This is a genomic window from Vibrio sp. 10N.286.52.C3 (genome assembly GCF_041468865.1).
Lineage (GTDB): Bacteria > Pseudomonadota > Gammaproteobacteria > Enterobacterales > Vibrionaceae > Vibrio > Vibrio crassostreae_C.
This window is the reverse complement of record NZ_JBFRJM010000063.1, coordinates 966-26029: the sequence shown is the minus strand read 5'-3', so window position 1 is coordinate 26029 and position 25064 is coordinate 966. Positions and strand designations below refer to the sequence as shown.

Here is a 25064-nt window from a genome sequence, read left to right as displayed (position 1 = left end):
CTCAGAATGATTGAATTCATTGACAAAGGTTGGATTTAACTAGCGTTTTCTACTCGAGTGCATTGGTTGTTGGTCTATATTGTTAGATGTGACTACGATAACTATTTCTGCAAAAGAGTCAGGTGTATAGAGGTGTTAGATTTTAGATGTGGAATAATGAGTTACTATAGTTGATATGCAACTTAAGCGGTATTGATTGCGCTAGGCTGTTAACTTTGGAGTTGGCGATTATTCAAGGATGAAATAATGGCATTAAAAAAAATTTCGTTACGATTTACTGTTGGAGGAATGTTTTTACTCGCGACATTTCTTACCGCTGTTGTTGCGGTTTCACTGCAATATTACTTCAGTAAAAAAATGGCGACTGAGAATACCCTATCAAAGTTGACGATGGTGTCCCAAGAGCTGAGTAACTATATCGGCGCGGTTGATTCTGACGCAGCCAATACCGCGCGTTTACTTTCTTCAGTGAAACGTTCTATAAGTAACAAAATATCGAAAGAAGAGTCGCGTACTATTCTTTCAGAAGCAATTAAAGATAACCCTCTATTTTATAGTATTTACATTGGCTCGTCTAATGAAAACTTCTTCCAAATTATTAATCTAGAATCTGCGCCTGTCGTTAGAGAAAAAATCGGTGCACAACAAACGGACCGTTGGGTTGTGGTTGAGATTCAAAATATAGGGCAGGAGCGAGTCCGGACAACGAAATACTTTGACCAAGAGTTTTCCCTCAGAAGCTCAACTACGGAGCAGAGCAACTACCTTCCAACTACTAGGCCTTGGTATGTTTCTGCTAATGTTCAGTCGGTCGAAAAAACTCAGCCATATCTTTTCCAGCATTTACAAATTACCGGGCAAACTTATTCTTTAGCGTTTGATTCAAAAATAGAATCTGAAGTTCAACATGTGATTGGTATTGATATTGTGTTGTCTTCTTTGGCTAGCAAACTATCAAGTACGGCGCTTGGCTTAGCAGAAGACAGTAAGGTTGAGTCTTTCTTATATTCGAAATCGGGTAATATTATTGCGTCTAACCTCAAGGTTAACAATCAGGAATCGGAGTTTGATGTATCAACATTGATGCTATCGTCTGAGCAGCAAGCCTTGGTTAACGATACCCCTCCGCTGTTAGTGTCTAATCAAAATGATTGGGGGCCGATGGACTTTTCAGTGGCGGGAAAACCAAACGGCTATGCGATAGACCTTCTTAAAATGATTGGTGAGATGACAGGGATCAGGTTTGAATTTGTGAATGGTTTCTCTTGGGGCGAGCTTGTCAGTAAGTTTCAAGAAGGAAGTATTGATGGCCTGCAATCGGTTCAAAATTATAAAAATAATGGCATAGATGGCCTATACACGACTCCAATTTATGAATTGCCATTTTCTATCGTGACAAGGGTCGGCGCGAAGGTTGTCACTAATTATGCCGAGCTTGAGGGTAAAAAAGTTGCCATTTTATCTGGGTGGTCAATTATTCCTAAGTTGAGAGAGGATTTTCCGAACATTGATTTAGTTGAATTTGAAAACCTAGAGTCTGCATTTAATTCAATTGAAAGCGAAGAGAACTTTGCTTTCTTAGAAGCAGAACCCGTACTCTCGTTTGCATTAGATAGGTTTTTCCAGCCAGGCCTTGTTGTCAATGGGACTCTAGAAGATCTAAAACAGAACTACTCAAACCAATTCCACTTGGTGCTGCAGAGCAAGCATAGACAATTGCTCCCAATCATTGATCAAGCTATCAGCAAGTTAAGTGGTGAACAACTTGATGCCTTAGCGAAAAAGTGGCTGCATGATACCGGCTTTAATACGAATACGACGGTTCCTTATACTGAACTTTATGATTTGACTAAGGAAGCAACGGTTGAAGGCAGTATGGTAAGGGTAGAGTTGAATGGCGAGATCAAACATCTCTATTTAAAGAAAATAGACACGGGCGAACACTACTCTGAGTATTTTGCGGTATTGATTCCCGAATCTGAAGTCTTCAGTACAGTCAATAAACGTCTAGCAACCTCTGTTGGTGTAACGGTGTTACTGATGAGTTTGACGTTGCCTATTGCTTGGGCTTTTGGTGCGCCGATAGTGCATCCAATTCGCCAATTAGAGGAAGAGACTCATAAGGTTAAGCTGCGTGATTATGACAACGTGACAATTCTTGATACTCGAATCAAAGAAGTGTGGGAATTATCTGTTGCTGTAAAAGATATGGCTATGGAGATTAAACGACATGAACAGATGCAAGAGGCGTTTGTTGAGTCGTTTATCAAGCTCATCGCTCAAGCGATCGATGATAAGTCCGCTTATACGGCAGGGCATTGTAATCGTGTACCAGAACTCGGCTTGATGCTGGCTGACGCGGCGGAACAATCGCAGTCTGAGCACTTCAAAGACTTTGAGTTTAAAAATGATGACGAACGCCGTGAGTTTAGAATTGCGGCTTGGCTTCATGATTGTGGCAAGATCACGACACCGGAACACATCGTCGATAAAGGTACGAAGTTAGAAGCGAACTACAACCGAATCCACGAGGTGAGAACTCGATTTGAAGTACTTTGGCGTGATGCGGAAATCACCGCTTTGAGAAAACAACTTGATGGTACGCTATCAACGCAACTGATAGCCGATGAACTTACGGCAACGAAGCAGCAGCTACAAGATGACTTTGCCTTTATCGCTACGTCGAACGTTGGTGGTGAGTTCATGAGTGATGACAAAGTCACTCGTATTCGCTCGATAGCTGAGACGACCTGGACGCGTCACTTTGATGATCAACTTGGTCTATCACCGATAGAGGCAATGAATCGAGAGCCGAGTTCAAGTTTACCAGCCACAGAACCACTTTTGAGTGATAAGCCAGAGCACATAGTGAAAAGAGATAGGCCGTTAGAATTTGACCCGAAACATCAAATTAAAATGGATGTGCCTGAGCACTTATACAACCTAGGCGAAGTCTACAATCTGAGTATTGCACGCGGTACATTGACTGCTGAAGATAGATTTAAGATAAACGAGCACATGCTTGGCACGATTAAGATGCTTGAGAACCTGCCATTCCCGAAAGAGCTAAGTCGTGTTCCTCGCTACGCTTCAACTCACCATGAAACACTTAAAGGTACAGGGTATCCAAGGAAGCTGACTGGTGATGACCTCTCAATCCCAGAACGTATTCTGGTGATCTCTGATATTTTTGAGGCATTAACCGCTGCAGATAGGCCTTATAAGAAGGCTAAGCCAATCAGTGTTGCTGTCGACATCATGTATAAAATGGCATTGGACGAGCATCTCGATATCGAACTGTTTAGATTGTTCTTAACCAGCGGCACTCACCTGCGTTATGCAGAAGAGTATCTGAAGCCGGAACAAATTGATTTCGTTGATATCAGCAAATACCTAGATGTTACTCGTCAGATTGCTTGAGTAAAGGTGGCTTGTTAGAACGGGGTCTATGAATGAAAGGCGCACATGAGTGCGCCTTTTTTATATCTGTTTATCGGTGAGCTGGTGGATAGATACTAAGGGATCTGCGTTTGACAAGTTCGGCTATAAGTTGTCGACACATCGATTCTAAGTAATTTTAGAGTAGATAAGAATTTAGTGGTTCTTTCTCCGTTTAAATCTATATATAACAAATGCTTGATTTGTTTTCAGTGTCCTTTTGGATGAGTTTTTATCGTCTATAAAAAATACTACCTTAGTCTAAATTGTCGACAATTATCTTGATTGTCGACAATTTAATCGTGTATTTTATGTTCATGTTATGGAATTGTTGACAATTAAGGTTCAGCAAATAGAAGTGAGCAGCGTGAATATGAATACTGCGATAAAAGATCTCAGCTTAAATGCAAACACGAAAACACGTGTTAGCGATAAAGAGAACACTAAATCAGAAAATCTCACTGAGTATCTCGTTGAGGCGATTGTTAGCGGTGAATTACTACCGGGCAGTAAGATTTCGGAACCTGAATTGGCTAAACGCTTCGAAGTAAGCCGAGGCCCATTACGTGAAGCGATAATGCGAGTTGAAGGGCTTGGCCTAATAGAACGCATTCCACATGTTGGCGCGCGAGTGATTACTTTTTCGGCAGAAAAACTGCTAGAGCTTTACGCGGTGCGAGAGGCTTTGGAAGGCATGGCTGCTCGACTCGCAGCGAGACATATCACACAAGAAGAGCTTGTCGGGCTTGAAGGGTTATTGTCGACACATTCAAAGCATATCGATGAAGTAGAAGGTTCTTCTTACTTTCATCAACATGGGGATTTTGATTTCCATTACCGCATTATCAAAGCGAGTCGCAACAGCAAACTCATTTCGTTGTTGTGTGACGAGCTTTATCACTTATTACGCATGTATCGCTATCAATCACCTAGGGCGCAGTCTCGTCCAAAAGAGGCGCTAGATGAACACAAATACATTCTACAAGCGATCCGTAACCGTGATGAAGAGCTAGCAGAAATGCTTATGCGAAGACACATATCGGGAAGTCGACTGCTTATAGAACAACAAATCCAATCCAAAGATCTTGATTAACTGGCGACTGGTATCTGTCAGCGGGTCAGAGCTGGCGATAACCAAAAGCCGTAAGTCTTAAAGGTTAGCTAGAAATAAACAATTAACAGGGAGCGTCATTATGAAGTTATCAGCAGGAGCTAAGTTCCGACAAGCTGTGCAAGACAACGACCCATTGCAGATCGTCGGCACGGTCAATCCGTACTGCGCGATGATGGCAAAGAACTTGGGGCATCAGGCGATCTATTTGTCTGGCGGAGGCATCGCCAATGCGTCTTATGGGTTGCCTGATTTAGGCATCACCACATTGAACGATGTGTTGGTAGATGTTGAACGTATTACCAACGCGTGTGATCTGCCATTGCTGGTGGATATCGATACGGGATTTGGTGGCGCATTCAATATTGTACGTACGATTCGCGCTATGGAGAAGGCAGGCGCAGCAGCAATCCACATGGAAGACCAAGTCGCTCAGAAACGCTGTGGTCATCGACCAAATAAAGCGATTGTAAGTCAGCAAGAGATGGTCGATAGAGTTAAGGCTGCAACTGATGCTAGAACCGACGAAAGCTTTGTGATTATGGCTCGTACGGATGCATTGGCGGTTGAAGGAATAGACAGTGCGATTGAACGAGCGATAGCTTGTGTTGAAGCGGGCGCAGACATGATCTTCCCTGAGGCGATGAATCAACTCGATCAATACGTGAAGTTCTCGGCAGCGCTGAAATCAGCAACGGGCAAGCACGTGCCTATTCTTGCGAACATCACTGAATTTGGCCAAACACCACTCTACAGCTGTAACGAGTTAGCCCAATCAAGTGTCGACATGGTGCTTTATCCATTGAGTGCGTTCCGTGCGATGAACAAAGCGGCGGAGAATGTTTACAAACACTTGTTAGTTGAAGGTAATCAAGAAGCTTTGTTGGATTCAATGCAAACCCGTAAAGAGCTTTACGAACACCTGAATTACCACGACTACGAGAACAAGCTTGATCAGTTGTTTTCAAGCGAAGGGTAAACCGGTTTCAATTAATCAAAAATTAACTTAATCCAATAACGTGAAATGGTTAGTCGCCATATCCAGTACCGATGATAAAGATCATCGGATACATAAACAGGCAGCACCAAAGAGTGCAGGCGACTAACACAGAAAAGGAGTTCACCATGTCTGTATCTTTGAGTGATAAAGCAGCTGTCGATAAGGCTTCAACAGAAAACCAACAACAAAGCGCAAAAACAGCAAGTACACCAGTAAGCGCACCTGCAATAGGTGGTGCTGGTCTACGTGGCCAAAGTGCGGGAACCACTGCGCTATGTACCGTAGGCCAGTCAGGAACGGGTTTAACCTACCGTGGCTATGACATAACCGACCTTGCTAATCATGCTCAGTTCGAAGAAGTGGCGCATCTGCTACTAAGAGGTCACTTACCCACTGAAAAAGAGCTCGATGACTACAAAGCCTTGTTAGTTGGTCTGCGCGGCTTGCCTCAACCTTTGAAAGCGGCCTTAGAACTGATCCCTGCAGACGCTCATCCAATGGATGTGATGAGAACTGGTTGTTCAATGCTAGGTAATCTAGAGCAAGAGACTGATTTTTCTGAGCAACTGCCCGCGACTGAACGAATGCTCGCGCTTTTCCCTGCCATTATTTGTTATTGGTACCGCTTTAGCCATGATGGCGTGCGAATTGATACTGAAGATCAAAGTGAAGCCTGTCTGGGTGGCTACTTCTTGAAAATGCTAACGGATAAAACACCTAGTGAACTTCATAAGAAGGTGATGCACTGCTCGCTAACCCTGTATGCGGAACATGAGTTTAATGCTTCGACTTTTGCCGCTCGTGTTTGTGCATCAACGTTGTCTGATATCCATTCGTGCGTCACCGCAGCGATTGGTACGTTGAGAGGTCCTTTACATGGCGGTGCGAATGAAGCGGCGATGGAAATGATCCAAGATTGGCAAACGGCTGATGAAGCAGAAACTAACATCATGCAGATGCTTGCTAACAAAGACAAAATCATGGGCTTCGGTCATGCCATTTATCGTGAGAGCGATCCACGAAACGCCTTAATCAAGCATTGGTCAAAAGAGCTAGCTCAAGAGGTGGGTGATAAACAGCTTTATGCCGTTTCAGAGCGTGTTGAAGCGGTTATGAAGCGCGAGAAAGGACTGTTCTGTAATGCTGACTTCTTCCATGCGTCGGCTTATCACTTCATGGACATCCCAACCAAACTGTTTACGCCAATCTTCGTGATGAGCCGCCTTACGGGTTGGACAGCACACGTGTTCGAACAAAGAGAAAACAATCGCATCATTCGTCCAAGTGCAGACTACACCGGGCCAGAGCATCAAGACTGGCTACCTATTCATCTACGTTAGCCCTCTATAACGAGCCGACTTATATCTTGAGGTGACTTCCGTCTTCATACGACAAGGCCTCAAGAAACAACGAATAGAATTTAACAGATAATGGTGGATGTATGTCTGATGTAAAACTTGAAAGAAACCAAGAGCTTGATGAAAACAAGTATCGAAAGGTTTTACCGGGAACGGGTTTAGAATATTTCGACGCTTGCGAAGCGGTAGAAGCAATCTCCCCGGGCGCTTATAAAACCTTGCCTTATACGTCGCGAGTGTTGGCAGAGCAATTAGTAAGACGCTGTGATCCTGAAACCCTTGAAGACAGCTTAAAGCAGATCATTGAACGCAAGAGTGACTTAGATTTTCCTTGGTATCCTGCGCGAGTGGTGTGTCATGACATTCTAGGTCAAACAGCCCTAGTAGATTTGGCTGGATTAAGAGACGCGATTGCCGACCAAGGCGGAGACCCTGCCAAGGTGAACCCAGTGGTCGAAACTCAACTGATTGTTGATCACTCTTTGGCAGTGGAACATGCCGGGTTTGATAACGAAGCATTTGATAAAAACCGCGCGATTGAAGAGCGCAGAAACGAAGACCGTTTTCATTTTATTGAATGGTGTAAAACCGCGTTTAAAAACGTGAGTGTGATCCCAGCGGGTAACGGGATCATGCACCAGATTAACTTGGAGAAAATGTCTCCAGTTATTCAATCTAAAGAAGGCATCGCGTTTCCTGATACTTGTGTTGGTACCGATAGCCATACACCGCACGTTGATGCTCTGGGCGTTATTGCGATTGGTGTGGGCGGCTTGGAAGCTGAGACAGTGATGCTCGGTCGTCCGTCGATGATGCGATTGCCTGATATTGTCGGCGTTAAACTGACGGGTCAGAGACAAGAAGGGATAACTGCAACGGATATTGTGCTTGCGATTACTGAGTTCCTTCGCAATGAGAGAGTGGTCTCAAGCTATTTGGAATTCTTCGGTGAGGGGGCTCGTGCACTGACCATTGGTGACCGCGCAACCATCTCCAACATGACGCCAGAGTATGGTGCGACAGCGGGTATGTTCTATATCGATGAGCAGACTATTCAATACCTGAAACTCACTGGTCGAGAGCCTGAGCAGGTTGAACTAGTTGAACGCTACGCCAAGCAAACTGGGCTATGGGCTGACGATCTCGATTCTGCCCAATATGAGCGTGTACTTGAGTTTGATTTATCGAAGGTTGAGCGCAATCTTGCAGGGCCGTCTAACCCTCATCGCCGTTTGCCAACCAGAGAGCTGGCTGAACAAGGTATCAGTCAAACATCTTGGAAAGAGCAGCATGCTAAGCAGTACAGCGATGAACAGATGCCTGATGGTGCCGTAATCATCGCAGCGATTACCTCTTGTACTAACACCAGTAATCCAAGAAATGTGGTCGCCGCAGCATTGGTGGCTAAGAAAGCCAATCAGCTTGGATTAGTTCGTAAACCGTGGGTGAAAACGTCATTTGCTCCAGGTTCTAAAGTTGCCAAGCTCTATCTCGAGTCGGCGGGTTTGCTTCCTGAGCTGGAACAATTAGGATTTGGTATCGTCGGTTATGCGTGTACTACCTGTAATGGTATGAGCGGAGCCCTAGATCCTGCTATCCAACAAGAGATCATCGACCGCGACCTGTACTCAACCGCTGTGTTGTCAGGGAATCGAAATTTCGATGGTCGAATCCATCCCTATGCAAAACAAGCGTTTTTAGCCTCACCGCCATTAGTGGTTGCTTATGCCTTGGCGGGTACGATTCGCTTTGATATCGAGAAAGACAGCTTAGGCACTGACAACCATGGTAAGCCAATCTACTTAAGCGATTTATGGCCGAGTGATGCCGAGATCGATGCTGTTGTCGGTGAGCATGTTAAGCCTCAGCAATTCCAACAAATCTACGTAAAAATGTTCCAGCCAGACGAGGAGCAGGTGACTACTGAACCGCTTTATGACTGGCGACCTCAAAGTACCTATATTCGCAGGCCACCTTATTGGGAAGGTGCTCTTGCGGGAGAACGAAGCCTATCTGGTATGAGACCTTTAGCGATTCTGGGTGACAATATCACTACAGATCACTTATCCCCTTCAAATGCGATTCTCGCTTCGAGCGCTGCGGGGGAATATCTCACCAAAATGGAAGTGCCGGAAGAGGACTTTAACTCTTACGCGACCCATCGAGGCGATCACTTAACCGCGCAACGAGCAACATTCGCCAACCCTAAGCTGTATAACGAAATGGTTAAGGACGCTGGAGAAGTTGTGCAAGGTTCACTAGCAAGAGTTGAACCAGAAGGTCAAGTTACGCGAATGTGGGAAGCGATAGAAACCTACATGAACCGTAAACAGCCTTTGATTGTCGTGGCGGGTGCCGATTATGGACAAGGTTCATCACGTGACTGGGCAGCCAAAGGGGTGCGCTTGGCGGGTGTTGAAGTGATTGTTGCCGAAGGCTTTGAACGAATCCACAGAACCAACTTAGTTGGAATGGGTGTGTTGCCTTTGCAGTTTAAAGCGGGAACCAATCGCAATACCTTAGAACTGGACGGCACCGAGCTTTACGACGTGTACGGCGACATTGAAGCAGGGTCTGATTTGGCTCTAGTCATCACTCGTAAAAACGGTGACAAGCTGGATGTTCCTGTGACCTGCCGACTAGACACGGCAGACGAAGTGAATGTGTACAGCGCTGGTGGCGTATTGCAACGTTTCGCTAAAGACTTTCTCGCACAGTAGGAGCTTATGATGACAAATAAACAGATAAAAGTACCTGCTACCTACATGCGGGGCGGAACAAGCAAAGGCGTTTTCTTCAACTTAAGTGACTTACCTGAGGCTGCGCAAGTTGCCGGAGAAGCTCGAGACGCATTACTTCTGCGCGTGATTGGTAGTCCAGATCCTTATGGCAAACAAACCGATGGCATGGGTGGTGCAACATCCAGTACCAGTAAAACCGTTATTGTTTCGAAAAGTAGTAAAGCCGATCACGATGTTGATTACCTATTCGGCCAAGTAGCAATAGACCAGCCGTTCGTTGATTGGAGCGGTAACTGCGGCAATCTGTCTGCTGCAGTGGGCCCATTTGCTATTCATAGTGGCCTAGTCGACTCGAATCGTATTCCAGAAAACGGTGTGGTCGAGGTGCGAGTATGGCAAGTGAACATAGAGAAAACCATTATTGTTCATGTACCTATCGCTGGTGGCGAAGTTCAAGAGTTAGGTGATTTTGAACTCGACGGTGTGACTTTCCCCGCCGCTGAGATCCAAGTTGATTTCCTAGACCCCGCCGATGCGAGTGGCTCTATGTTCCCAACAGGGAATGTTGTCGATTTTTTAGATGTTCCCGATCTGGGTTGCATCAAAGCGACATACATTAATGCTGGGATACCCACCATTTTTGTTGATGCTGAATCGGTTGGCTACCAAGGCACTGAACTTCAGTCAGATATCAATAGTGATACCAAAGCCTTGGCTCTGTTTGAATCCATACGAGCACATGGTGCAGTAGCAATGGGTCTTATTGATTCTTTAGAACAAGCTGAATCATGTCAACATACACCTAAAGTCGCGTTTGTTGCTAAGCCTCAAGCGTACCAAGCTTCCAGTGGTAAGTCGGTTGCTGTCGAAGATACTGACCTTCTGGTGCGTGCTTTGTCTATGGGGCAACTGCACCATGCCATGATGGGTACGGCTGCGGTTGCTATTGCTTCAGCGGCAAGTGTTCCTGGCACCTTAGTGAACTTGGCAGCCGGTGAGGGAAGTCGTGATTTCGTGACCTTTGGACACCCGTCAGGAACCTTAAAGGTAGGTGCGAAAGCGCTGCAGGCCGAAAGTGGGTGGAAAATAGAGAGGGCGATTATGAGTCGTAGTGCCCGAGTGATCATGGAAGGTGCCATTCGTGTGCCTTTTCCCAAGTAAAGCGATTGTCGTGAACGGTTAAATGTTCACGAATACAACGCTGAGAAAAGAGTGCACCCAAGTGAAACTGTTAAAAGCTAGTCGCTTGGACTAATGGATAAATCATGGAGGAGGCACTATGTCTGCTACGAATCGAATGACTAGAAAAACAGATTACATCACCGAGTATCAATGGGCGAGGGAAGACCCAAATTCGTTTTGGGAAACACAATCACAAGCGATAGATTGGTTTGAACCACCAAAAACGATATTACAAACTGACGATAACGGAATTGAGCGTTGGTTTCCTGATGGGGTGATGAACACCTGCTGGCTCGCGCTGGATTATCATTGTGAAAATGGGCGAGGTGACAATACCGCACTGATTTACGACTCTCCAGTTACAGGAACTCAATCCTCGTACACTTACAATCAATTGCGTAACCAAGTGGCTAAAGTCGCTGGTATGTTAGCCACGCAAGGCGTTACCAAAGGTGATCGTGTGGTGATCTACATGCCAATGATTCCTGAAGCGGCGATGGCAATGTTGGCCTGTGCACGACTAGGTGCAGTGCATTCGGTGGTGTTTGGTGGTTTTGCCCCTCATGAGCTTGCCGTTCGAATTGAAGATGCCGAGCCCAAGGTGTTGATTACTGCATCCTGCGGTGTCGAGATAAATAAAGTCCTGCCATATAAGCCGATGGTCGATCGCGCGATCATGGACAGCCGATGGAAGCCTGAGAAAGTGGTGGTATTCCAAAGAGAGCAGTCTCTAGCCGAATTGAACAACGAACGTGATGTACTTTGGCAGCAAGCTGTTGAGGATGCTTTGCCTCACGTATGTGTGCCTGTTCTAGCGACTGACCCACTATATATCTTGTATACATCAGGGACGACGGGTAAGCCAAAAGGCGTGGTGCGCGATAATGGTGGTCATGCGGTCGCGATGAAATACTCGATGAGCACTATCTACGATATGCCGCAAGATGGTGTGTTTTGGGCGGCTTCTGATGTCGGCTGGGTAGTGGGGCATTCCTATATTGTGTATGCGCCATTGATTCATGGTTGCACAACCATCTTGTTTGAAGGAAAGCCAGTTAGAACGCCAGATCCGGGGGCATTCTGGCGTGTGTGTGAAGAGTACAACGTCGATGTGTTATTTTCTGCGCCAACGGCATTTAGAGCTATCAAGAAAGAAGATCCTGAAGGCGAGTTACTCACCAAGTATGACTTATCATCGCTCAAGTCGATTTTTATGGCGGGAGAGCGTTTGGACCCGCCAACATTGGATTGGGTTGAGTCTCATACCAATAAACCGGTTATTGACCACTGGTGGCAAACCGAAACGGGTTGGGCTATTTCTGCCAATCCGACAGGGCTGGAATCTTTGCCAGTGAAAGCAGGTTCTTCAACTAAGCCTGTGCCCGGTTACCAAGTCGAGATTCTTAATGAATTGGGTGAAACGGCACAGCCTAATCAGCAAGGCTTTGTTGCACTCAAACGTCCACTACCACCCGGTTGTCTGCCAACGGTTTGGCGTAATCATGATCGATTTGAATCTGGCTATCTGAGCCAATTCCCAGGCTATTATGTTTCTGGGGACGGTGGCTATCTCGATGAAGATGGGTATCTATTTATTATGGGCCGTATCGACGATGTGATAAACGTAGCGGGACACCGTCTGTCGACTGGAGAAATGGAAGAGATCGTGGGTGGTCACCCAGCCATTGCAGAATGTGCGGTAGTCGGGATTCACGATGACTTGAAAGGACAACTTCCTTTAGGTCTAGTTGTGTTAAAAGATGGCGTAAAAGTCGATGGCATTGAGTTGCAAAGGGAATTGGTTGGCAAGGTTCGTAATGAGATCGGCGCGGTAGCTTGTTTTAAGCAAGCCTTGGTTGTTGAGAGGTTACCTAAGACACGCTCAGGTAAGATCTTACGTAGAACGATCCGGCAGATCGCAGAAGGTGAACAATATGTGGTGCCTTCAACTATTGACGACCCTACCAGCTTAGCTGAAATTGCTGAAAAGCTCGGCAAATAGACGTCGCAGTTTAGGTAATCTCACCTTCGGCTTGTTGATTTATACATAATCCGGCGTGATGGTTTACCTAAACTCTACTTTATTCATCCGCTTATCCATTGCGTTTACTATGACCTCATTATGAATCCCACATATTGAGGTCTTTTTATGCGAGCTTACTTTTTGTTGATTGCTTTATTGGTCAGTGGTGCTGCTAGTGCCAGTATTTCAAAGGATGAAGCGAGTAGAGCGTTGTTAGAACCTTTGAGTCATCCCAAGGTATTTAAATGTGTATCAAAGACTGGCGTCGATCTCTATCAAGCGGTTTTTGATATTGGTGTGGGATATGAAGCCGACCCTATTAACTCGAAGATGATCGTTAATTCAAGGAAAGGCCGCTACGAATATCAAATCTTAGGCGCAGTAAGGTCTGAAAGAGCTGGTGAAATTGTCGTGTTAACTCGCCATGTGGGAGACGGTGTTAAAGTTGCGGCTATGATTGATGACGAAAATGGCAAGATACTGGGGATCGGCGATAAAAATCATTATCGAGATTGTGGTGTTAGGCCACCACCTAGCGTAGCAAACATGCAAAACTTTTGGTCTAAAGGCTAAGAGATATGTGAAAGGCAAGAATTATAGAGAAAGCTCGATTGAGGCGACCTTATTGGTCGCCTTTTTTGTTTGTCAGGCTAAAGCGAGCTCAAAGATATATATCAATAAGCACTTATGCGATGGTTGAATGATACATAACTGAACATGATGTATCGTCTAAACGTGGCTTTATTTATCTCATTAACGGTTCTGCTTAAGATGGCTCTACTCCAAACGAAGAACTAAGCGAGACTCCTATGAAATTCACTAAACCTTTTCTTTTAGCGACACTGATTGTGACTCTTTCTGGTTGCGCATCACCAGCAATGGATAACGAAAATGAGAATGCTGCACGTAATCGTGGTGCTGTGGGCGGTGCTTTATTAGGAGCGACAGCTGGCGCTCTAACTGGAGATGCGAGCTTAGCCGCGAAGGGGGCTGCATTGGGTGGTGTGACTGGTGGTGTTGCTGGTTCAATGAAAGATACGGATGATGCAAGAAACGCACAACGAACCCAAGTTACTGCTGATGGTCTAGCGCAAGACAATCGCACTGATGCAGAAAAGCGAGTTGCGGAAGTAGAGGCGGAAATTAAGCTTATTGAACTGGAACAACAGCTTGCTGATCTCAAAGAAGAGAAAGAAGATAACGGTGCATAAAGCTGAAGCTACAGCAAAAGCCACAGCAAAAAACATAGCTTCGATATTCGTTTAATTCAAAATCATTCAAACAGAATGGCCACGTAATGTGGCCGTTTTTGTATCTAAAATACACACTTCAAACAATGAATTAATTCAATAACTTGTATAGATACTCACGCCAAGTACACTAGACTCAGTTTAGATATTAATTTGGTTTGAGAAGCGCAATAGTCATGAATGTCACCTTAAGGGCCGCAAAGCACGCGGATTTAGAACAACTTAACGAGTTAATGTTCGATCTCCACCATCACCACCACCTTGCTAGCCCAGAGCACTTTAAAACGGCAGAAGAGATTGAGCAGGAAAAAAGCATTGCACGATACTTGGATGACCCTGAATGTTTGGTTTATGTGGCATTAAAAGGAGAGCTCATTGTTGGCTTTATCTCTGGGCATTTTTGTGAGCTTATCTCAACGGTCAGCAAACCAGTGCCGATGGGAAGTGTCGATGAACTGTTTGTCTTGCCTGATTATCGAAAAGAATCGATTGCTGAAAAGTTGTTTAACAAAGTTGAAAGTACTTTTGATGATTATGGGGTTGAACAAGTCTTTGTAGAAGTTTGGGACTTTAACTCGCCTGCCAAGGACTTCTATCAAAAAATGGGGTTCACACCTCACATTCAATGGATGAGGAAGGCTTTGCACAAAACGTAGACAGCGATTTTGTGTGGCTTTGATTACAATAGTTCAACTGCAACAGCAGTCTTCAATATTCTTCTATTATTTTTTAGGTAAACTCGTTGGTTATTCGATATTTATTAGTTTTCATACTGTCTCTTTTGAGTACTACTTCCGCTTGGGCAAACGACACTTTGCCCGATCATATCGCGGGCGCCTTGTGTGTAGTACGTGCTGATAACCAAATCGTGTTGGTTGATGAGTTGATCACCGGTCAATTGTCTCTACCGGGAGGCACTGTTGTTTCAGGTGAGCCGCCAGCCGTCGCGGCGCAACGTGAAACGTGGGAAGAGGCTGGTTTGTCGGTAACGGTCGGTGATGTGCTAGGTTATACCGACAGTGCCGTCGTGTTTGATTGTATTTCTGACTCTGAAGTGATCAGTTACAAGGCTCGAAATGAGTTAGGTGGCTTTGAGCTGCCGATTTGGTTTGCTCCTCATTATGGCGTGGAAGTCAGCCGAGCGATGTTACTTCCTCCTACTGAATTGCAAGATCACCAATACCGCTACCCAGAACAGTGGTCTGAGATTAACGAGCTGTTTTTATCTGCGACAGATCAACCGGTGACGTATGTGACTGAGCTGGTGGGCGCGGCACCCAAAGTCCATCAAGTTGAATTAAATTGGATTGTGTCACTTCAAAACACGTTCGATAAGATGCCAAGCGTATTTGCGAATACTGTGCTTTTGACTGACTTGTTGGCCAAGCCATGGGTCTTCATTGTGATATTGCCGTTAATTGCTTGGTACTTTGGCCGTAACTTCGCGTTGAAGTTTGGCTTCACTTTGATCTCGGTGACACTACTTACTTTAATCGCGCACCAAGGTTTTGGTTTTCCACGTCCACACGCTTACATGCCAACATTGAAACTGGTGATGAGCAGTGGGTATAGTTTTCCAAGTCTGTTGGCTGCCTTGTGGGTCAGTTTAACCTTGTTAGTCTTTTGGAAACTAAAGCGCCTCTTGGAGCAAAAAGCCATTCTGGTAGTGCTCGCTGGCCTGCTGTGGATCATGCTATTTAAGTCTTATTCAGGTAGTGCGTTTTTTAGTGATGTATTAATGGGTGGCGTATTAGGCGCTTTAACGACGTGGCATATCGTGAGATTAGACGCGAAACCGGATGTTGATATTAGCGCCTTATTGAGTTCTAAAGGTGTTTGGTGGGCATTGTGCTTACTGTCGATTGTTCTGACGGTGATATGGCCACTGCCAACATTCTCATTCTGGGTGGCGATTTTGATGACGATTGCATGCCTAGTGACGTTAACAGACTCGAAACCTTTGGTTGGTCAGTTCTCATTCAAGATCGTTCTTGGAGTGATGGCGATGTTGTTAGCGGGAAATCTGCTGATTAGCTGGGCTGGAAGCTTTGTCTCTTTCAGCGGTATTGCTTCATTTATTGTTGAAACGTTACGTTTCCCAATCTTGATTCTGTTTGGTGTGGTGGCATTTCGTCTGCCATGGAAAAGAGAGTAAGCGACTCGACTAACACAAAATCAAAAAGGCTGTGCAGTGCACAGCCTTTGTCATTTCTGAAACAAGCAAAAAGTAATTCTTATTAGAACCTGTTGAGCGTTTATGAGTTGAAGATAAACTTCTCAATCGCGACCGCTACACCATGGTCGTCGTTGCTAGCTGTGATGTGATCCGCCAGTTTCTTGGTTTCTTCCATTGCGTTTTCCATTGCAATGCCAAGGCCTGCGTATTCAAGCATATGGTGATCGTTTTCAGCATCACCCATGCAGATGACTTCTTCCGCTTTAATGCCTAAGTGTTTCGCTATCGCTTCAATACCGACACCCTTGTTTGATTTCGGGTTTAGGAACTCTAAGAAGAATGGTGCACTTTGTACGATAGTAAACTGAGTCTTAAGCTCTTGTGGCAACTTACCGATGATTTCAGTCAGCTTGCTTGGTTCAGCGACAATCATAGTTTTGATGATTTCGTGGTCATCTTCTAGTTGAGAAAAGTCGAACTCGGTTATATCTAAGCAATTAATACGCGCTTCAATACCAGTGTACTCATTGTTCTCAGGTGTGATTAAGCCGTGGATCTTGCTGAAAGCATGGACATAACCACCAAGCTGTTCAGCGAGGGCAGCAATCTCTTTTGCGGCTTTACCGTTGCTGATCTCACTGTGAATGATCTCTTTTGTCGATACGTTCTGAACCATAGAGCCGTTGTAGAAGAGTACAAAGTCATCTTCGCCGTCAATCGAAAGCTCATCTAATTTGCTTTGCATGCCTTCTAAAGGGCGACCAGAAGCGAGAACTACTTTCACACCTGCAGCTCGTGCTTTGGCGATTGCGTCTTTGTTCTCTTGAGAAATCACTTTTTCACTGTTGAGTAGTGTGCCATCCATATCAAGAGCAATCAGTTTGTACATGTTGTTCCTTACTAAAAAATTAAAAGCTAACGAAATCTATGGGCGAAAGGATAAGGGAACTTGAAAGTTCAGGCTAGGGCTTTGATCAACTCATTTATCAGTACTCATTTGTTTGACCAAAAGGGGGAAGTGCTTTAAGGTCTGCGGTTGATTAATTTCATCAAATGATTGAGCTGAGGGAAAGTTGTACAAGATTAATGAAATGTTTGAAACCATTCAGGGTGAGGGCGTGTTTACTGGCGTTCCCGCTGTTTTTGTTCGTCTGCAAATTTGCCCAGTGGGCTGTTCTTGGTGTGATACCAAGCAGACCTGGGAAGCGTTGCCAGAAGAGGAAACCAGCCTTGGCGATATTATGGTTAAGACAGAAGATTCACCTACTTGGTCAGCAATCGATGCTCAAGGAATCGTGAATGAATATATCAAGCAAGGTTACACTGCTAAGCACATTGTGATTACTGGTGGTGAGCCATGCATTTATGATCTTGTTCCTCTTACTGAAGCGTTTGAGCAGCACGGTTGTCGCTGTCAGATTGAGACTAGCGGAACATCAGAAGTTAAAGCCACACCGGACACTTGGGTTACGGTGTCACCGAAAGTGGCGATGAAAGCGAAACTGGAAATCTTAGATAGCGCCTTGCAACGTGCTAACGAAATTAAGCATCCAGTAGGTACAAGCAAAGACATCGAACAACTTGACGGTTTATTGGAGCGAGCAGCAGTTCCTAACGACACTGTTATCGCTCTGCAACCAATCAGCCAAAAAGACCGCGCTACTCAGCTTTGTATTGATACCTGCATTGAGCGCAATTGGCGCTTATCAATACAAACTCACAAATATTTGAGCATCGCATAGGTTGTATTTTTACTGGGCAAGATAAGTCGCTAGTAGAAGGTTCTCGTAAGGATTTAAGATGAAAAAAGCAGTGGTAGTATTCAGTGGTGGTCAAGACTCAACAACGTGTCTTGTTCAAGCATTAAAAGAGTATGATGAAGTTCATGCGATTACGTTTGATTATGGTCAGCGCCATAGACTCGAGATTGAAGTTGCTGAGTCATTGTCGAAAGAGCTTGGTGTGAAAGCGCACAAAGTGATGGATGTGACTCTGTTGAATGAACTGGCTATCAGCTCTTTGACTCGTGACGATATTCCTGTGTCTCATGAGCTGCAAGAGAATGGGCTGCCGAATTCATTCGTTCCTGGTCGTAATATTCTATTTCTGACTCTAGCGGGTATTTACGCTTACCAAATCGGTGCTGAAACCGTGATTACAGGTGTGTGTGAAACAGACTTTTCTGGTTACCCTGATTGTCGTAATGACTTTGTGAAGGCGATGAACTCTGCGCTTGTACAAGGTATGGACAAGCCGCTTGATATTAAAACACCGTTAATGTGGCTCAACAAAGCTGAAACATGGGCGTTGGCCGACCAGTACTCAGCACTTGAGCTTGTTCGAAATAAAACACTGACTTGTTACAATGGCATTGTCGGGGATGGTTGTGGCGATTGCCCAGCGTGTGAACTGCGTAAAGTTGGCCTTAACGATTACCTAGGTGATCGTGAAGGTATTATGGCTGAGTTGGTTCGCAAACAGACTGAGAATAAATAACCTCAGGTCAATCAATTGGTTCGTTGTAAGCATCAATGATGCAGTTTCGGCCGTTGCTTTTGGCTTGATAGAGTGCTTGGTCGAGCACTGAATACAAGTCATCAAAGTCACTTAATGCGTTTGAGGTTGCTAGATAAGCAAAACTCGCGGTCACATTAAGTGACTTTTTGCTTTCTGATAAAAAGACAGTGCTTGAAATGGCGTAGTGCAACTCTTCAACGCGTTCTCGTACCTCTGCTGGTGGGGTATCGGTTAATATGATGACAAATTCTTCACCCCCTAAGCGACCAAACAATTCACCATTCACTAAGTGTTTTCTAATTTGATCACTAATATGGACCAGTGCCCGATCACCAGTAGGGTGCCCATGCTCATCATTAATCTTCTTAAACTTATCTAGATCGAGCAGCACGAGCACATGCTGTTTGTCCGTCCCTTTACAGCGTTTCACTCTTTTGATTCTTCGAATTATCTCAGTTCGGCTATATGCTTTCGTTAAGCCATCAATTGCTGCTTTTGCGCGAACCGTTTTGTTTATCAATACCGTGAAGCTTGCAGCGCAAAGCAACAGAATAACAACGATGTTGTACATCCATCTTTGATGTTCCATTTTTTCAATTTGAACGCGGTCGAGTTTCGTCTGATGTGTCAGGAAAGAGCTTTCTAGTTCTTGTTCATATTTGGCGTGCGTCAGGCCGAGCGCTTCGAGTGCGAGTCGATTGTCGATATCTCTAGCTTCCATTTGTATTGACGAGTATCGCTGGTAGAAATAGAAAGCTTGTTGGTAATCGCTGAGTGATTGATGAATATCAGAAAGCTGAAGAAGTGACTGCGCGATGTATTTATGCCTTGTGACTTGTTCAGCTAATTCTAGCGCTTGTTGAGCATAGTTGAGTGCTTCCGTTGGCAGTTTCTGTTCTTCGAACATATCGCTGATCGCCAAGTAAGCATTGATGCGAATGACATCATTGCTCAGTTCGCTCGAAGCTGAAAGAGACTCAATTAGGTAGGTTCTCGCCACATCATAGTTTTTCGTTTGAGTGTACGCTTTTCCTAAGCCAAGACTTGTGAGTGCAATACCGTAGCTATGCGACGTTGAGCTCAGCAGTGTTCTTGCTGTCTGAAAGTGGTGAATTGCTAGTTCACTTTGCTCTTGGTTAAGGTAGAGATCCGCAAGGCTGTGATGCACTTGTGCTTTCATTAAATCTGAAGCGTTTACTCTGAGAATGAGAGCTTGCTCTAGATACTCCGCCGATTTTTCATATTGCTTTAATTCTTTGAGCAAGTTACCCACATCGTTGTAAACCCCTGAAATATCATGCCCTTGTGGAAACACGTTTATTAGTGATAGGTAGGTGTCTAGTGCAGCTTGATAGTCACTGCGGAAATGATGATTGTTCGCGATGACTCGATAAGTCCCGAATTTTGGTAATACAGGGTCAGCGATGTCATGTAAATCTGACTGAAGGGCAGAGCAGTAATAGTTCGCTTGATGGTATTTAGCTTGCTCGTTAAGCGATCGGCATAGCTGGTACTTTAGTAAGGCTTTACCAGTTAAATCACTGCGAGATTGCATTTTCGCCAAAAGTGTTAGAAAGCCTTGTTGTGCTTGTTCATATTGGCCTTTGCCGTCTTTCCTCAGAGCAGAAATAAACGCTGTTTCTATCGCTTGGTAGTCATTGTCGTTTGAAGCGATTCCGTAGAACGGCTGATCTCGGTGGCTCATGTATTGATACAGAAGAGACGCAAGGTAAAGCTTATCTCCATAAACCGTTGAGCCGATGTAGCGTGTTTGCAGCATGTTTAATGCGCGCTCAGGAGAGTGGTTTAAAGTAGAGAGATAAAGCGCGTTCCAATCAGCATTTGGAGTAGAGCTTAGATTGGAGGTATAGACTGGTGAATTGTGGTCACGATCTGATGTTGATACTTGGCTATAAGAACAAAAGCTAATGAATAGTAGAAAGGTAACAAAAACGAAGTGATTCACAAGAGACGATCAATCAGATAAAGAACGATATTCTATTATTAGTTTGATGTTGCTTCAAATTTTGAATGGTGCGACTACGTGGTTATGCGAGGTAGGTCTCTAATTTATTGATACTAATCAGAGGTATATCGGTCGCGCGAATCGTGCGACCGATATCGGAAATTAGATGTATAATTTCGCTAGGTCAGAAGGCTCAAGTTCTTTGCCTTCTAATGTTGCATTCCAGTTAGTACCAACAAGAACGCCGTCTTCAGCAAGAGTCAGTAACCAATCTTCTACAAAGATATCTAGTGGAATTTCTAATACTTCGAAGTCAGCCCACTCTTCAACGTTGTGAGTTTGAGCATCTTCTTTTGAAGACCAGAATGGCATCACTTCGCTGTTTTCGAATTCACTTGAGTCACATGCTAGCCAACCTTCTTCGTTGCGAAGGCCCCATACCAGTTTAGTTTCTTGTGTTTCAGAAACGAAAAGTTCTAGATTTGCTTGAGTATCAGCTGTTAGTTTGCTCATGGATTAATTCTCTATGTTGATAACGTGGCAAGATTAACATTATAGACGGCTTAGGTATATGCTATTCAAGGAATTATCACCATACTGAAACGTTAACTTAAGATAACGTTTCAGTATGGTAAAAGCTGGGTACGCCTACTTTTTAATTTTGGTGAAGATGTGCCATTCTTCTTTGATATTACCCTTAAATCCAACAACGGAAGCAACAACTTTTCGATGTAGTGCGTGATTGATTTGGGTGTCATCACTGCTGAATTCAGAATCACCATGACCTACGATGTTGACTCTAGATGGCTGAATACCGTTGCTAATTAGCGCTCGTCTTACATGTGATGCACGTTCTTTCGAAAGCTTTAGGTTATGTTCCGCGTTACCTACTTTGCTGGCATAACCTTGCAATTCAATGCTGGTACTTTCGTAGCGCTTTAAAAATGCCGCCATTTGGCGTATCTGCCCTAGAAAGACAGGGTTTATTTCCGTTGAATTATTAGCGAAGAGTATATGCAGCTCTTTCTTTTCCGATGACTCGAAATATGATCCACAACCGTCGTTATCGATCTCGGCACCAATTTGTGTATCGGGACATAAATCTCGCGCGTTTATTACACCGTCATTGTCATCATCTTGAAGATCGTAAATTTGACTGACCGGCGGTAGAGCGCGATATTCGAATTCATCTTCGTTGTTTTCAGCTAAAGCATTGGCAGATACAACCATGAAGCAAAGCGATAATACTGTGTTGGTAAGCTTCATTAATATTCCACCTTTTCATTCCATTCTTCTGGGATCTCAACTCGTAAACCGATGAGTAGGTTACCAGTTGCGTTCATTACGCGATATTTTGCGTATTGCTCGTCATACTTAGCATCTAAATAGCCTTTACGAGCTTCGAATAATTCATTCTCAGTGTTAAGTAAGTCGAGAAGGGTACGTTTACCGATACGGTATTGTTTCTCATATGATATTACCGTGTCTGATGCCGAGTCTACGTGGTCAGATAGGAACTCTTTTTGCTGAACCGTTAAATCAAGTGCGCTCCATGATAGACGTAGACTCTCTTCTACATTGCGGTAAGTACTTTCGCGAAGGTCCTTGGCTTTGTTGAGTTGGTAGGCTGCACTTTCTGTGCGGTCTTGATCCGAACCACCATTGTAAAGGTTGTATCTTAAACGAACCATGGCAGAAAACTCATCGCTGCTGCCTTCTGTACCACCGGCGTCATCACGCCAAGTTTGAGCGGCTTCAAAAGAAACAGTCGGGTAGTTGGTACTCTTAGATTGTTTGTATTGGAACTTCGCTGAGTCAACATCGGCTTGTGCAATCTTAATGACTGGATGCTGGTTAAACGCTTTTGCCAACGCACCATCAACGGTATAAGGAATTGCACCGGCATCTGCGCGAGGGAAAGTTAACCCTAAAGGAGATTGACCAACAAGTCTTTTAAACTGAGTATGCGTATCAAAAAGGTTGTTTTGAGCAGCAAGCAAATTCCCGTGCGCTTTCGCAATACGAGCTTCAACTTGTGACATATCTGCTGTCGAGCCAATTCCTGACTCCACGCGCTTACGAATATCGTTATATATCTCTTTGTGCGTCGCTAAGTTACTTTCCGAAAGAGAAAGCACTTCATAGGCTTTCACTGCATCAAGATAAACCTTTGTTACTTCTAAAGCGATGTCTTGCGCGTTAGATAGTAGTTGATAGCGCACGGACTCTGCATCAGCCGCAGTACGGTCAATATCATTGGATGTATTAGCGCCATCCCATATTAACTGGGTCAAGGTGATCGTTGCTTCTTTTCTAGTCAGATCGGTAGTGTCTTGGTTGGTTGCTAGATCAGTATGTTCATAACCAATCCCACCATCTAAGTCTATACTTGGTCGATAAGCACCACCAGAAGCGTCGTTAAGATAACGCTTACTGATATATTCGTTATAAGCACTTTTGATTTCAGGGTTGCTTTCTAATGTAAACGCAACGGCTTGCTCTAAGGTTTGTGCTGTTGTCGGCAAACTTAGCGCTATAGCTAACCCTAATGTTGTCGTTTGAATGTAATTCAATTTCCATCTCTCCAAATTGGACTGCATCTAAACCTACGCTTTTTAATGTGCTAGATACGAAATTTAGATGAACCGCCAAAAAAATAACGTTCGCTCGAGAAGCTACCGTAAATGGTTGTAAAGTTGTTAACAGTTTGCTGTGCGTTTTATGATGATTTTGAGAACGTCAATTTTACGTTTTTAGCTCTGTTATTTTTCGCAAACACAATAACTTATATTGATAGTGTGAGCACTTTCATTATTGTGTGATGTGATCAGCGTCATTACCTTGTCACTCGGTATGTTAAATGCACGATTCATAACTAGGAATTATGTGATGTTAAATGTTATATTTAGGCTAATATTATAAATAAGATGTCACAAAGTTGACGTGACAAGCGAAAATGGTTTTTAGGGGTTGATATGGACATTACAGCATTGAATTTGACCGGTGCTCTTGCATTGGGTCAGCGCATTGTTATTTCAGTTGATGGCACGGTTAGAGTACTCGAAGAGGGAGAGCCTCTACAGGCTGGAGATGTAACTCTTGAATCTCAAAATGGACCTAATGAACCTCAGGTATCAGTTAAGCGTTTTTCACCTGAAGACGGTGAAGTTGAACTAGACCAGGATATCGCAAATATTTTTGCCGCATTAGAAGAAGGTGAAGACCCTACTGAGTTAGGAGATGAGTTCGCTACCGCTGCTGGTCAAAATGGTTCTAGCTTGGCAACTAGTGGGACTGTAGAGCGAGACGGTGAAGAAACGATCCCAGCAACCGAATTTATAACAACGGGATTTGAAGCGCTGGGCATGTCGCGAACTCAAAGCCTGAGCCTTCTAGAGCAATTCCGTTCGTTTGAGCAAACTAATAGCGCCCCTACCTTTGTTGATACCAATAACTCGCCTGTCGGTGACACTCTCTCATTTACAACCGATGAAGATACTCCAGTAAGCGGAACGTTGTCAGCATCAGATGAAGATGGCGATTCGCTGTCTTTCGTTAAGTTCACCGATCCATCAAACGGTACTGTCGTTGTCGATGAAAATGGTGATTGGACTTATACCCCCAACGAAAACTTCAACGGTACCGATAGCTTTACGGTTATCGTCGATGATGGAAATGGTGGTACTGACACAATTACGGTTAACGTTGGCGTAACTCCCGTAAATGACGCGCCGATAGGTAATGACCTTTCAGTAACCACCGACGAAGATACCCCAGTAAGCGGAACGCTAAACGCAACAGATACGGACGGAGACTCGTTAACATTCTCAAAAGGCACAGATCCGTCAAACGGTTCTGTAGTCGTTGATGAAAATGGTAATTGGACCTATACGCCAGACGAAAACTACAACGGAAGCGATAGCTTCACCGTTGTAGTTAGCGACGGGAATGGAGGCACAGATACTATTACTGTTGATATTGGCGTGACGCCTGTAGATGACGACTCTTTATTTTTTAACCAAGAACTAAGTTATGCGGAAAACCAAGTGGCGGGCGCGGTGGTGGGTACCTTGTCCGGCAGCGATCTGGATGGCGTGACCAAATACGAGTTCAAACACAGTGACGGCACCTTAAGCACCATCAGTGAAGACGGTTTCTACAGTGTGGATGCGGCCGGCAACATCAGCATCACGACAGCGGGCGTTTCGGCGGAGGTGAACGACTTCGAGCAAGGCACGAACAGTGGCGATTACCAGATGGTGATGACCGACGGTTACGGCTCGACAGCGGAAGCGACGGTGA

General features: G+C 44.5%; 19 protein-coding genes. 14 read left to right on the top strand and 5 right to left on the bottom strand.

Translation table 11 applies throughout. The features are described from left to right. Positions 1 to 246 precede the first annotated feature (246 nt). The 11 genes from AB4138_RS19785 to AB4138_RS19735 all read left to right on the top strand — a co-directional run bounded on the left by AB4138_RS19785 (position 247) and on the right by AB4138_RS19735 (position 16258). Positions 247 to 3420, top strand: a complete 3174-nt coding sequence (locus tag AB4138_RS19785; RefSeq protein WP_372307397.1) for an HD domain-containing phosphohydrolase — start codon at positions 247 to 249, stop codon at positions 3418 to 3420. Positions 3421 to 3811: 391 nt separating this feature from the next. Then, positions 3812 to 4531 (top strand): GntR family transcriptional regulator, encoded by a 720-nt coding sequence (locus tag AB4138_RS19780; RefSeq protein ID WP_102428969.1) that lies wholly within the window; start codon positions 3812 to 3814, stop codon positions 4529 to 4531. Between the two features lie 100 nt (positions 4532 to 4631). Beyond that, positions 4632 to 5528 carry a methylisocitrate lyase gene (gene prpB, locus AB4138_RS19775; protein ID WP_017071740.1) on the top strand — a complete coding sequence of 299 codons (897 nt, stop codon included), beginning with the start codon at positions 4632 to 4634 and terminating at the stop codon, positions 5526 to 5528. Between the two features lie 146 nt (positions 5529 to 5674). Continuing rightward, positions 5675 to 6889 carry a 2-methylcitrate synthase gene (prpC, locus tag AB4138_RS19770; RefSeq protein ID WP_102428961.1) on the top strand — a complete coding sequence of 405 codons (1215 nt, stop codon included), beginning with the start codon at positions 5675 to 5677 and terminating at the stop codon, positions 6887 to 6889. Between the two features lie 101 nt (positions 6890 to 6990). Continuing rightward, the gene (gene acnD / locus AB4138_RS19765) at positions 6991 to 9627 is read left to right on the top strand and encodes a Fe/S-dependent 2-methylisocitrate dehydratase AcnD (RefSeq protein ID WP_372307394.1); all 2637 of its coding nucleotides are present in this window, start codon (positions 6991 to 6993) and stop codon (positions 9625 to 9627) included. A 9-nt stretch (positions 9628 to 9636) separates the two neighbouring features. Then, entirely contained in the window at positions 9637 to 10809 is a 1173-nt protein-coding gene (gene prpF / locus AB4138_RS19760) for a 2-methylaconitate cis-trans isomerase PrpF (protein ID WP_372112918.1), read from the top strand. A 118-nt stretch (positions 10810 to 10927) separates the two neighbouring features. Next, positions 10928 to 12832, top strand: coding sequence for a propionyl-CoA synthetase (locus AB4138_RS19755; protein WP_372112908.1), 1905 nt, complete (start codon positions 10928 to 10930; stop codon positions 12830 to 12832). 147 nt (positions 12833 to 12979) lie between these two features. Next, a complete protein-coding gene (locus AB4138_RS19750) occupies positions 12980 to 13426 on the top strand; it encodes a hypothetical protein (RefSeq protein ID WP_050648228.1) in 447 nt (148 codons plus the stop codon). 236 nt (positions 13427 to 13662) lie between these two features. Beyond that, positions 13663 to 14064: a glycine zipper domain-containing protein gene (locus tag AB4138_RS19745; RefSeq protein WP_004733606.1), complete on the top strand. Its 402-nt coding sequence runs from the start codon at positions 13663 to 13665 to the stop codon at positions 14062 to 14064. A gap of 215 nt (positions 14065 to 14279) precedes the next feature. After that, positions 14280 to 14759, top strand: coding sequence for a GNAT family N-acetyltransferase (locus AB4138_RS19740; protein WP_009846623.1), 480 nt, complete (start codon positions 14280 to 14282; stop codon positions 14757 to 14759). Positions 14760 to 14845: 86 nt separating this feature from the next. After that, on the top strand, positions 14846 to 16258 hold the full coding sequence (locus AB4138_RS19735; protein ID WP_029235369.1) for an NUDIX domain-containing protein: 1413 nt from the start codon (positions 14846 to 14848) through the stop codon (positions 16256 to 16258). 100 nt (positions 16259 to 16358) lie between these two features. Here the strand turns inward: AB4138_RS19735 and AB4138_RS19730 are convergent, their stop codons facing one another. Beyond that, on the bottom strand, positions 16359 to 17168 hold the full coding sequence (locus tag AB4138_RS19730; RefSeq protein ID WP_017062301.1) for a Cof-type HAD-IIB family hydrolase: 810 nt from the start codon (positions 17166 to 17168) through the stop codon (positions 16359 to 16361). Positions 17169 to 17352: 184 nt separating this feature from the next. Between AB4138_RS19730 and queE the strand changes: the two genes are divergently transcribed. Together queE and queC are read left to right on the top strand one after the other, a co-directional pair. Continuing rightward, positions 17353 to 18021 (top strand): 7-carboxy-7-deazaguanine synthase QueE, encoded by a 669-nt coding sequence (queE, locus tag AB4138_RS19725; RefSeq protein WP_346762947.1) that lies wholly within the window; start codon positions 17353 to 17355, stop codon positions 18019 to 18021. A 58-nt stretch (positions 18022 to 18079) separates the two neighbouring features. Further along, on the top strand, positions 18080 to 18775 hold the full coding sequence (gene queC / locus AB4138_RS19720) for a 7-cyano-7-deazaguanine synthase QueC (protein ID WP_243583528.1): 696 nt from the start codon (positions 18080 to 18082) through the stop codon (positions 18773 to 18775). 7 nt (positions 18776 to 18782) lie between these two features. Here queC and AB4138_RS19715 read toward each other — a convergent pair whose 3' ends face one another. The 4 genes from AB4138_RS19715 to AB4138_RS19700 form a co-directional block, all read right to left on the bottom strand. Continuing rightward, on the bottom strand, positions 18783 to 20762 hold the full coding sequence (locus AB4138_RS19715) for a diguanylate cyclase (protein WP_136974303.1): 1980 nt from the start codon (positions 20760 to 20762) through the stop codon (positions 18783 to 18785). A 162-nt stretch (positions 20763 to 20924) separates the two neighbouring features. After that, the gene (locus AB4138_RS19710; protein WP_017062305.1) at positions 20925 to 21275 is read right to left on the bottom strand and encodes a DUF2750 domain-containing protein; all 351 of its coding nucleotides are present in this window, start codon (positions 21273 to 21275) and stop codon (positions 20925 to 20927) included. 135 nt (positions 21276 to 21410) lie between these two features. Continuing rightward, positions 21411 to 22028: an OmpA family protein gene (locus AB4138_RS19705; RefSeq protein ID WP_372307390.1), complete on the bottom strand. Its 618-nt coding sequence runs from the start codon at positions 22026 to 22028 to the stop codon at positions 21411 to 21413. Further along, the gene (locus AB4138_RS19700; RefSeq protein WP_017062307.1) at positions 22028 to 23335 is read right to left on the bottom strand and encodes a TolC family outer membrane protein; all 1308 of its coding nucleotides are present in this window, start codon (positions 23333 to 23335) and stop codon (positions 22028 to 22030) included. The genes AB4138_RS19705 and AB4138_RS19700 overlap by 1 nt, the downstream gene beginning before the upstream one ends. A gap of 402 nt (positions 23336 to 23737) precedes the next feature. On the opposite strand from AB4138_RS19700, the gene AB4138_RS19695 reads away from it, so the two are divergent. Further along, a partial coding sequence (locus AB4138_RS19695; protein ID WP_372307387.1) for an Ig-like domain-containing protein occupies positions 23738 to 25064 on the top strand: 1327 nt, incomplete at its 3' end.

Bases quoted from the DNA above. Each gene is read 5' to 3' on its own strand.
- AB4138_RS19785 (WP_372307397.1), top strand. From the start codon at position 247: ATGGCATTAAAAAAAATTTCGTTACGATTTACTGTTGGAGGAATGTTT.
- AB4138_RS19780 (WP_102428969.1), top strand. From the start codon at position 3,812: ATGAATACTGCGATAAAAGATCTCAGCTTAAATGCAAACACGAAAACA.
- prpB (WP_017071740.1), top strand. From the start codon at position 4,632: ATGAAGTTATCAGCAGGAGCTAAGTTCCGACAAGCTGTGCAAGACAAC.
- prpC (WP_102428961.1), top strand. From the start codon at position 5,675: ATGTCTGTATCTTTGAGTGATAAAGCAGCTGTCGATAAGGCTTCAACA.
- acnD (WP_372307394.1), top strand. From the start codon at position 6,991: ATGTCTGATGTAAAACTTGAAAGAAACCAAGAGCTTGATGAAAACAAG.
- prpF (WP_372112918.1), top strand. From the start codon at position 9,637: ATGACAAATAAACAGATAAAAGTACCTGCTACCTACATGCGGGGCGGA.
- AB4138_RS19755 (WP_372112908.1), top strand. From the start codon at position 10,928: ATGTCTGCTACGAATCGAATGACTAGAAAAACAGATTACATCACCGAG.
- AB4138_RS19750 (WP_050648228.1), top strand. From the start codon at position 12,980: ATGCGAGCTTACTTTTTGTTGATTGCTTTATTGGTCAGTGGTGCTGCT.
- AB4138_RS19745 (WP_004733606.1), top strand. From the start codon at position 13,663: ATGAAATTCACTAAACCTTTTCTTTTAGCGACACTGATTGTGACTCTT.
- AB4138_RS19740 (WP_009846623.1), top strand. From the start codon at position 14,280: ATGAATGTCACCTTAAGGGCCGCAAAGCACGCGGATTTAGAACAACTT.
- AB4138_RS19730 (WP_017062301.1), bottom strand. From the start codon at position 17,168: ATGTACAAACTGATTGCTCTTGATATGGATGGCACACTACTCAACAGT.
- queC (WP_243583528.1), top strand. From the start codon at position 18,080: ATGAAAAAAGCAGTGGTAGTATTCAGTGGTGGTCAAGACTCAACAACG.
- AB4138_RS19710 (WP_017062305.1), bottom strand. From the start codon at position 21,275: ATGAGCAAACTAACAGCTGATACTCAAGCAAATCTAGAACTTTTCGTT.
- AB4138_RS19705 (WP_372307390.1), bottom strand. From the start codon at position 22,028: ATGAAGCTTACCAACACAGTATTATCGCTTTGCTTCATGGTTGTATCT.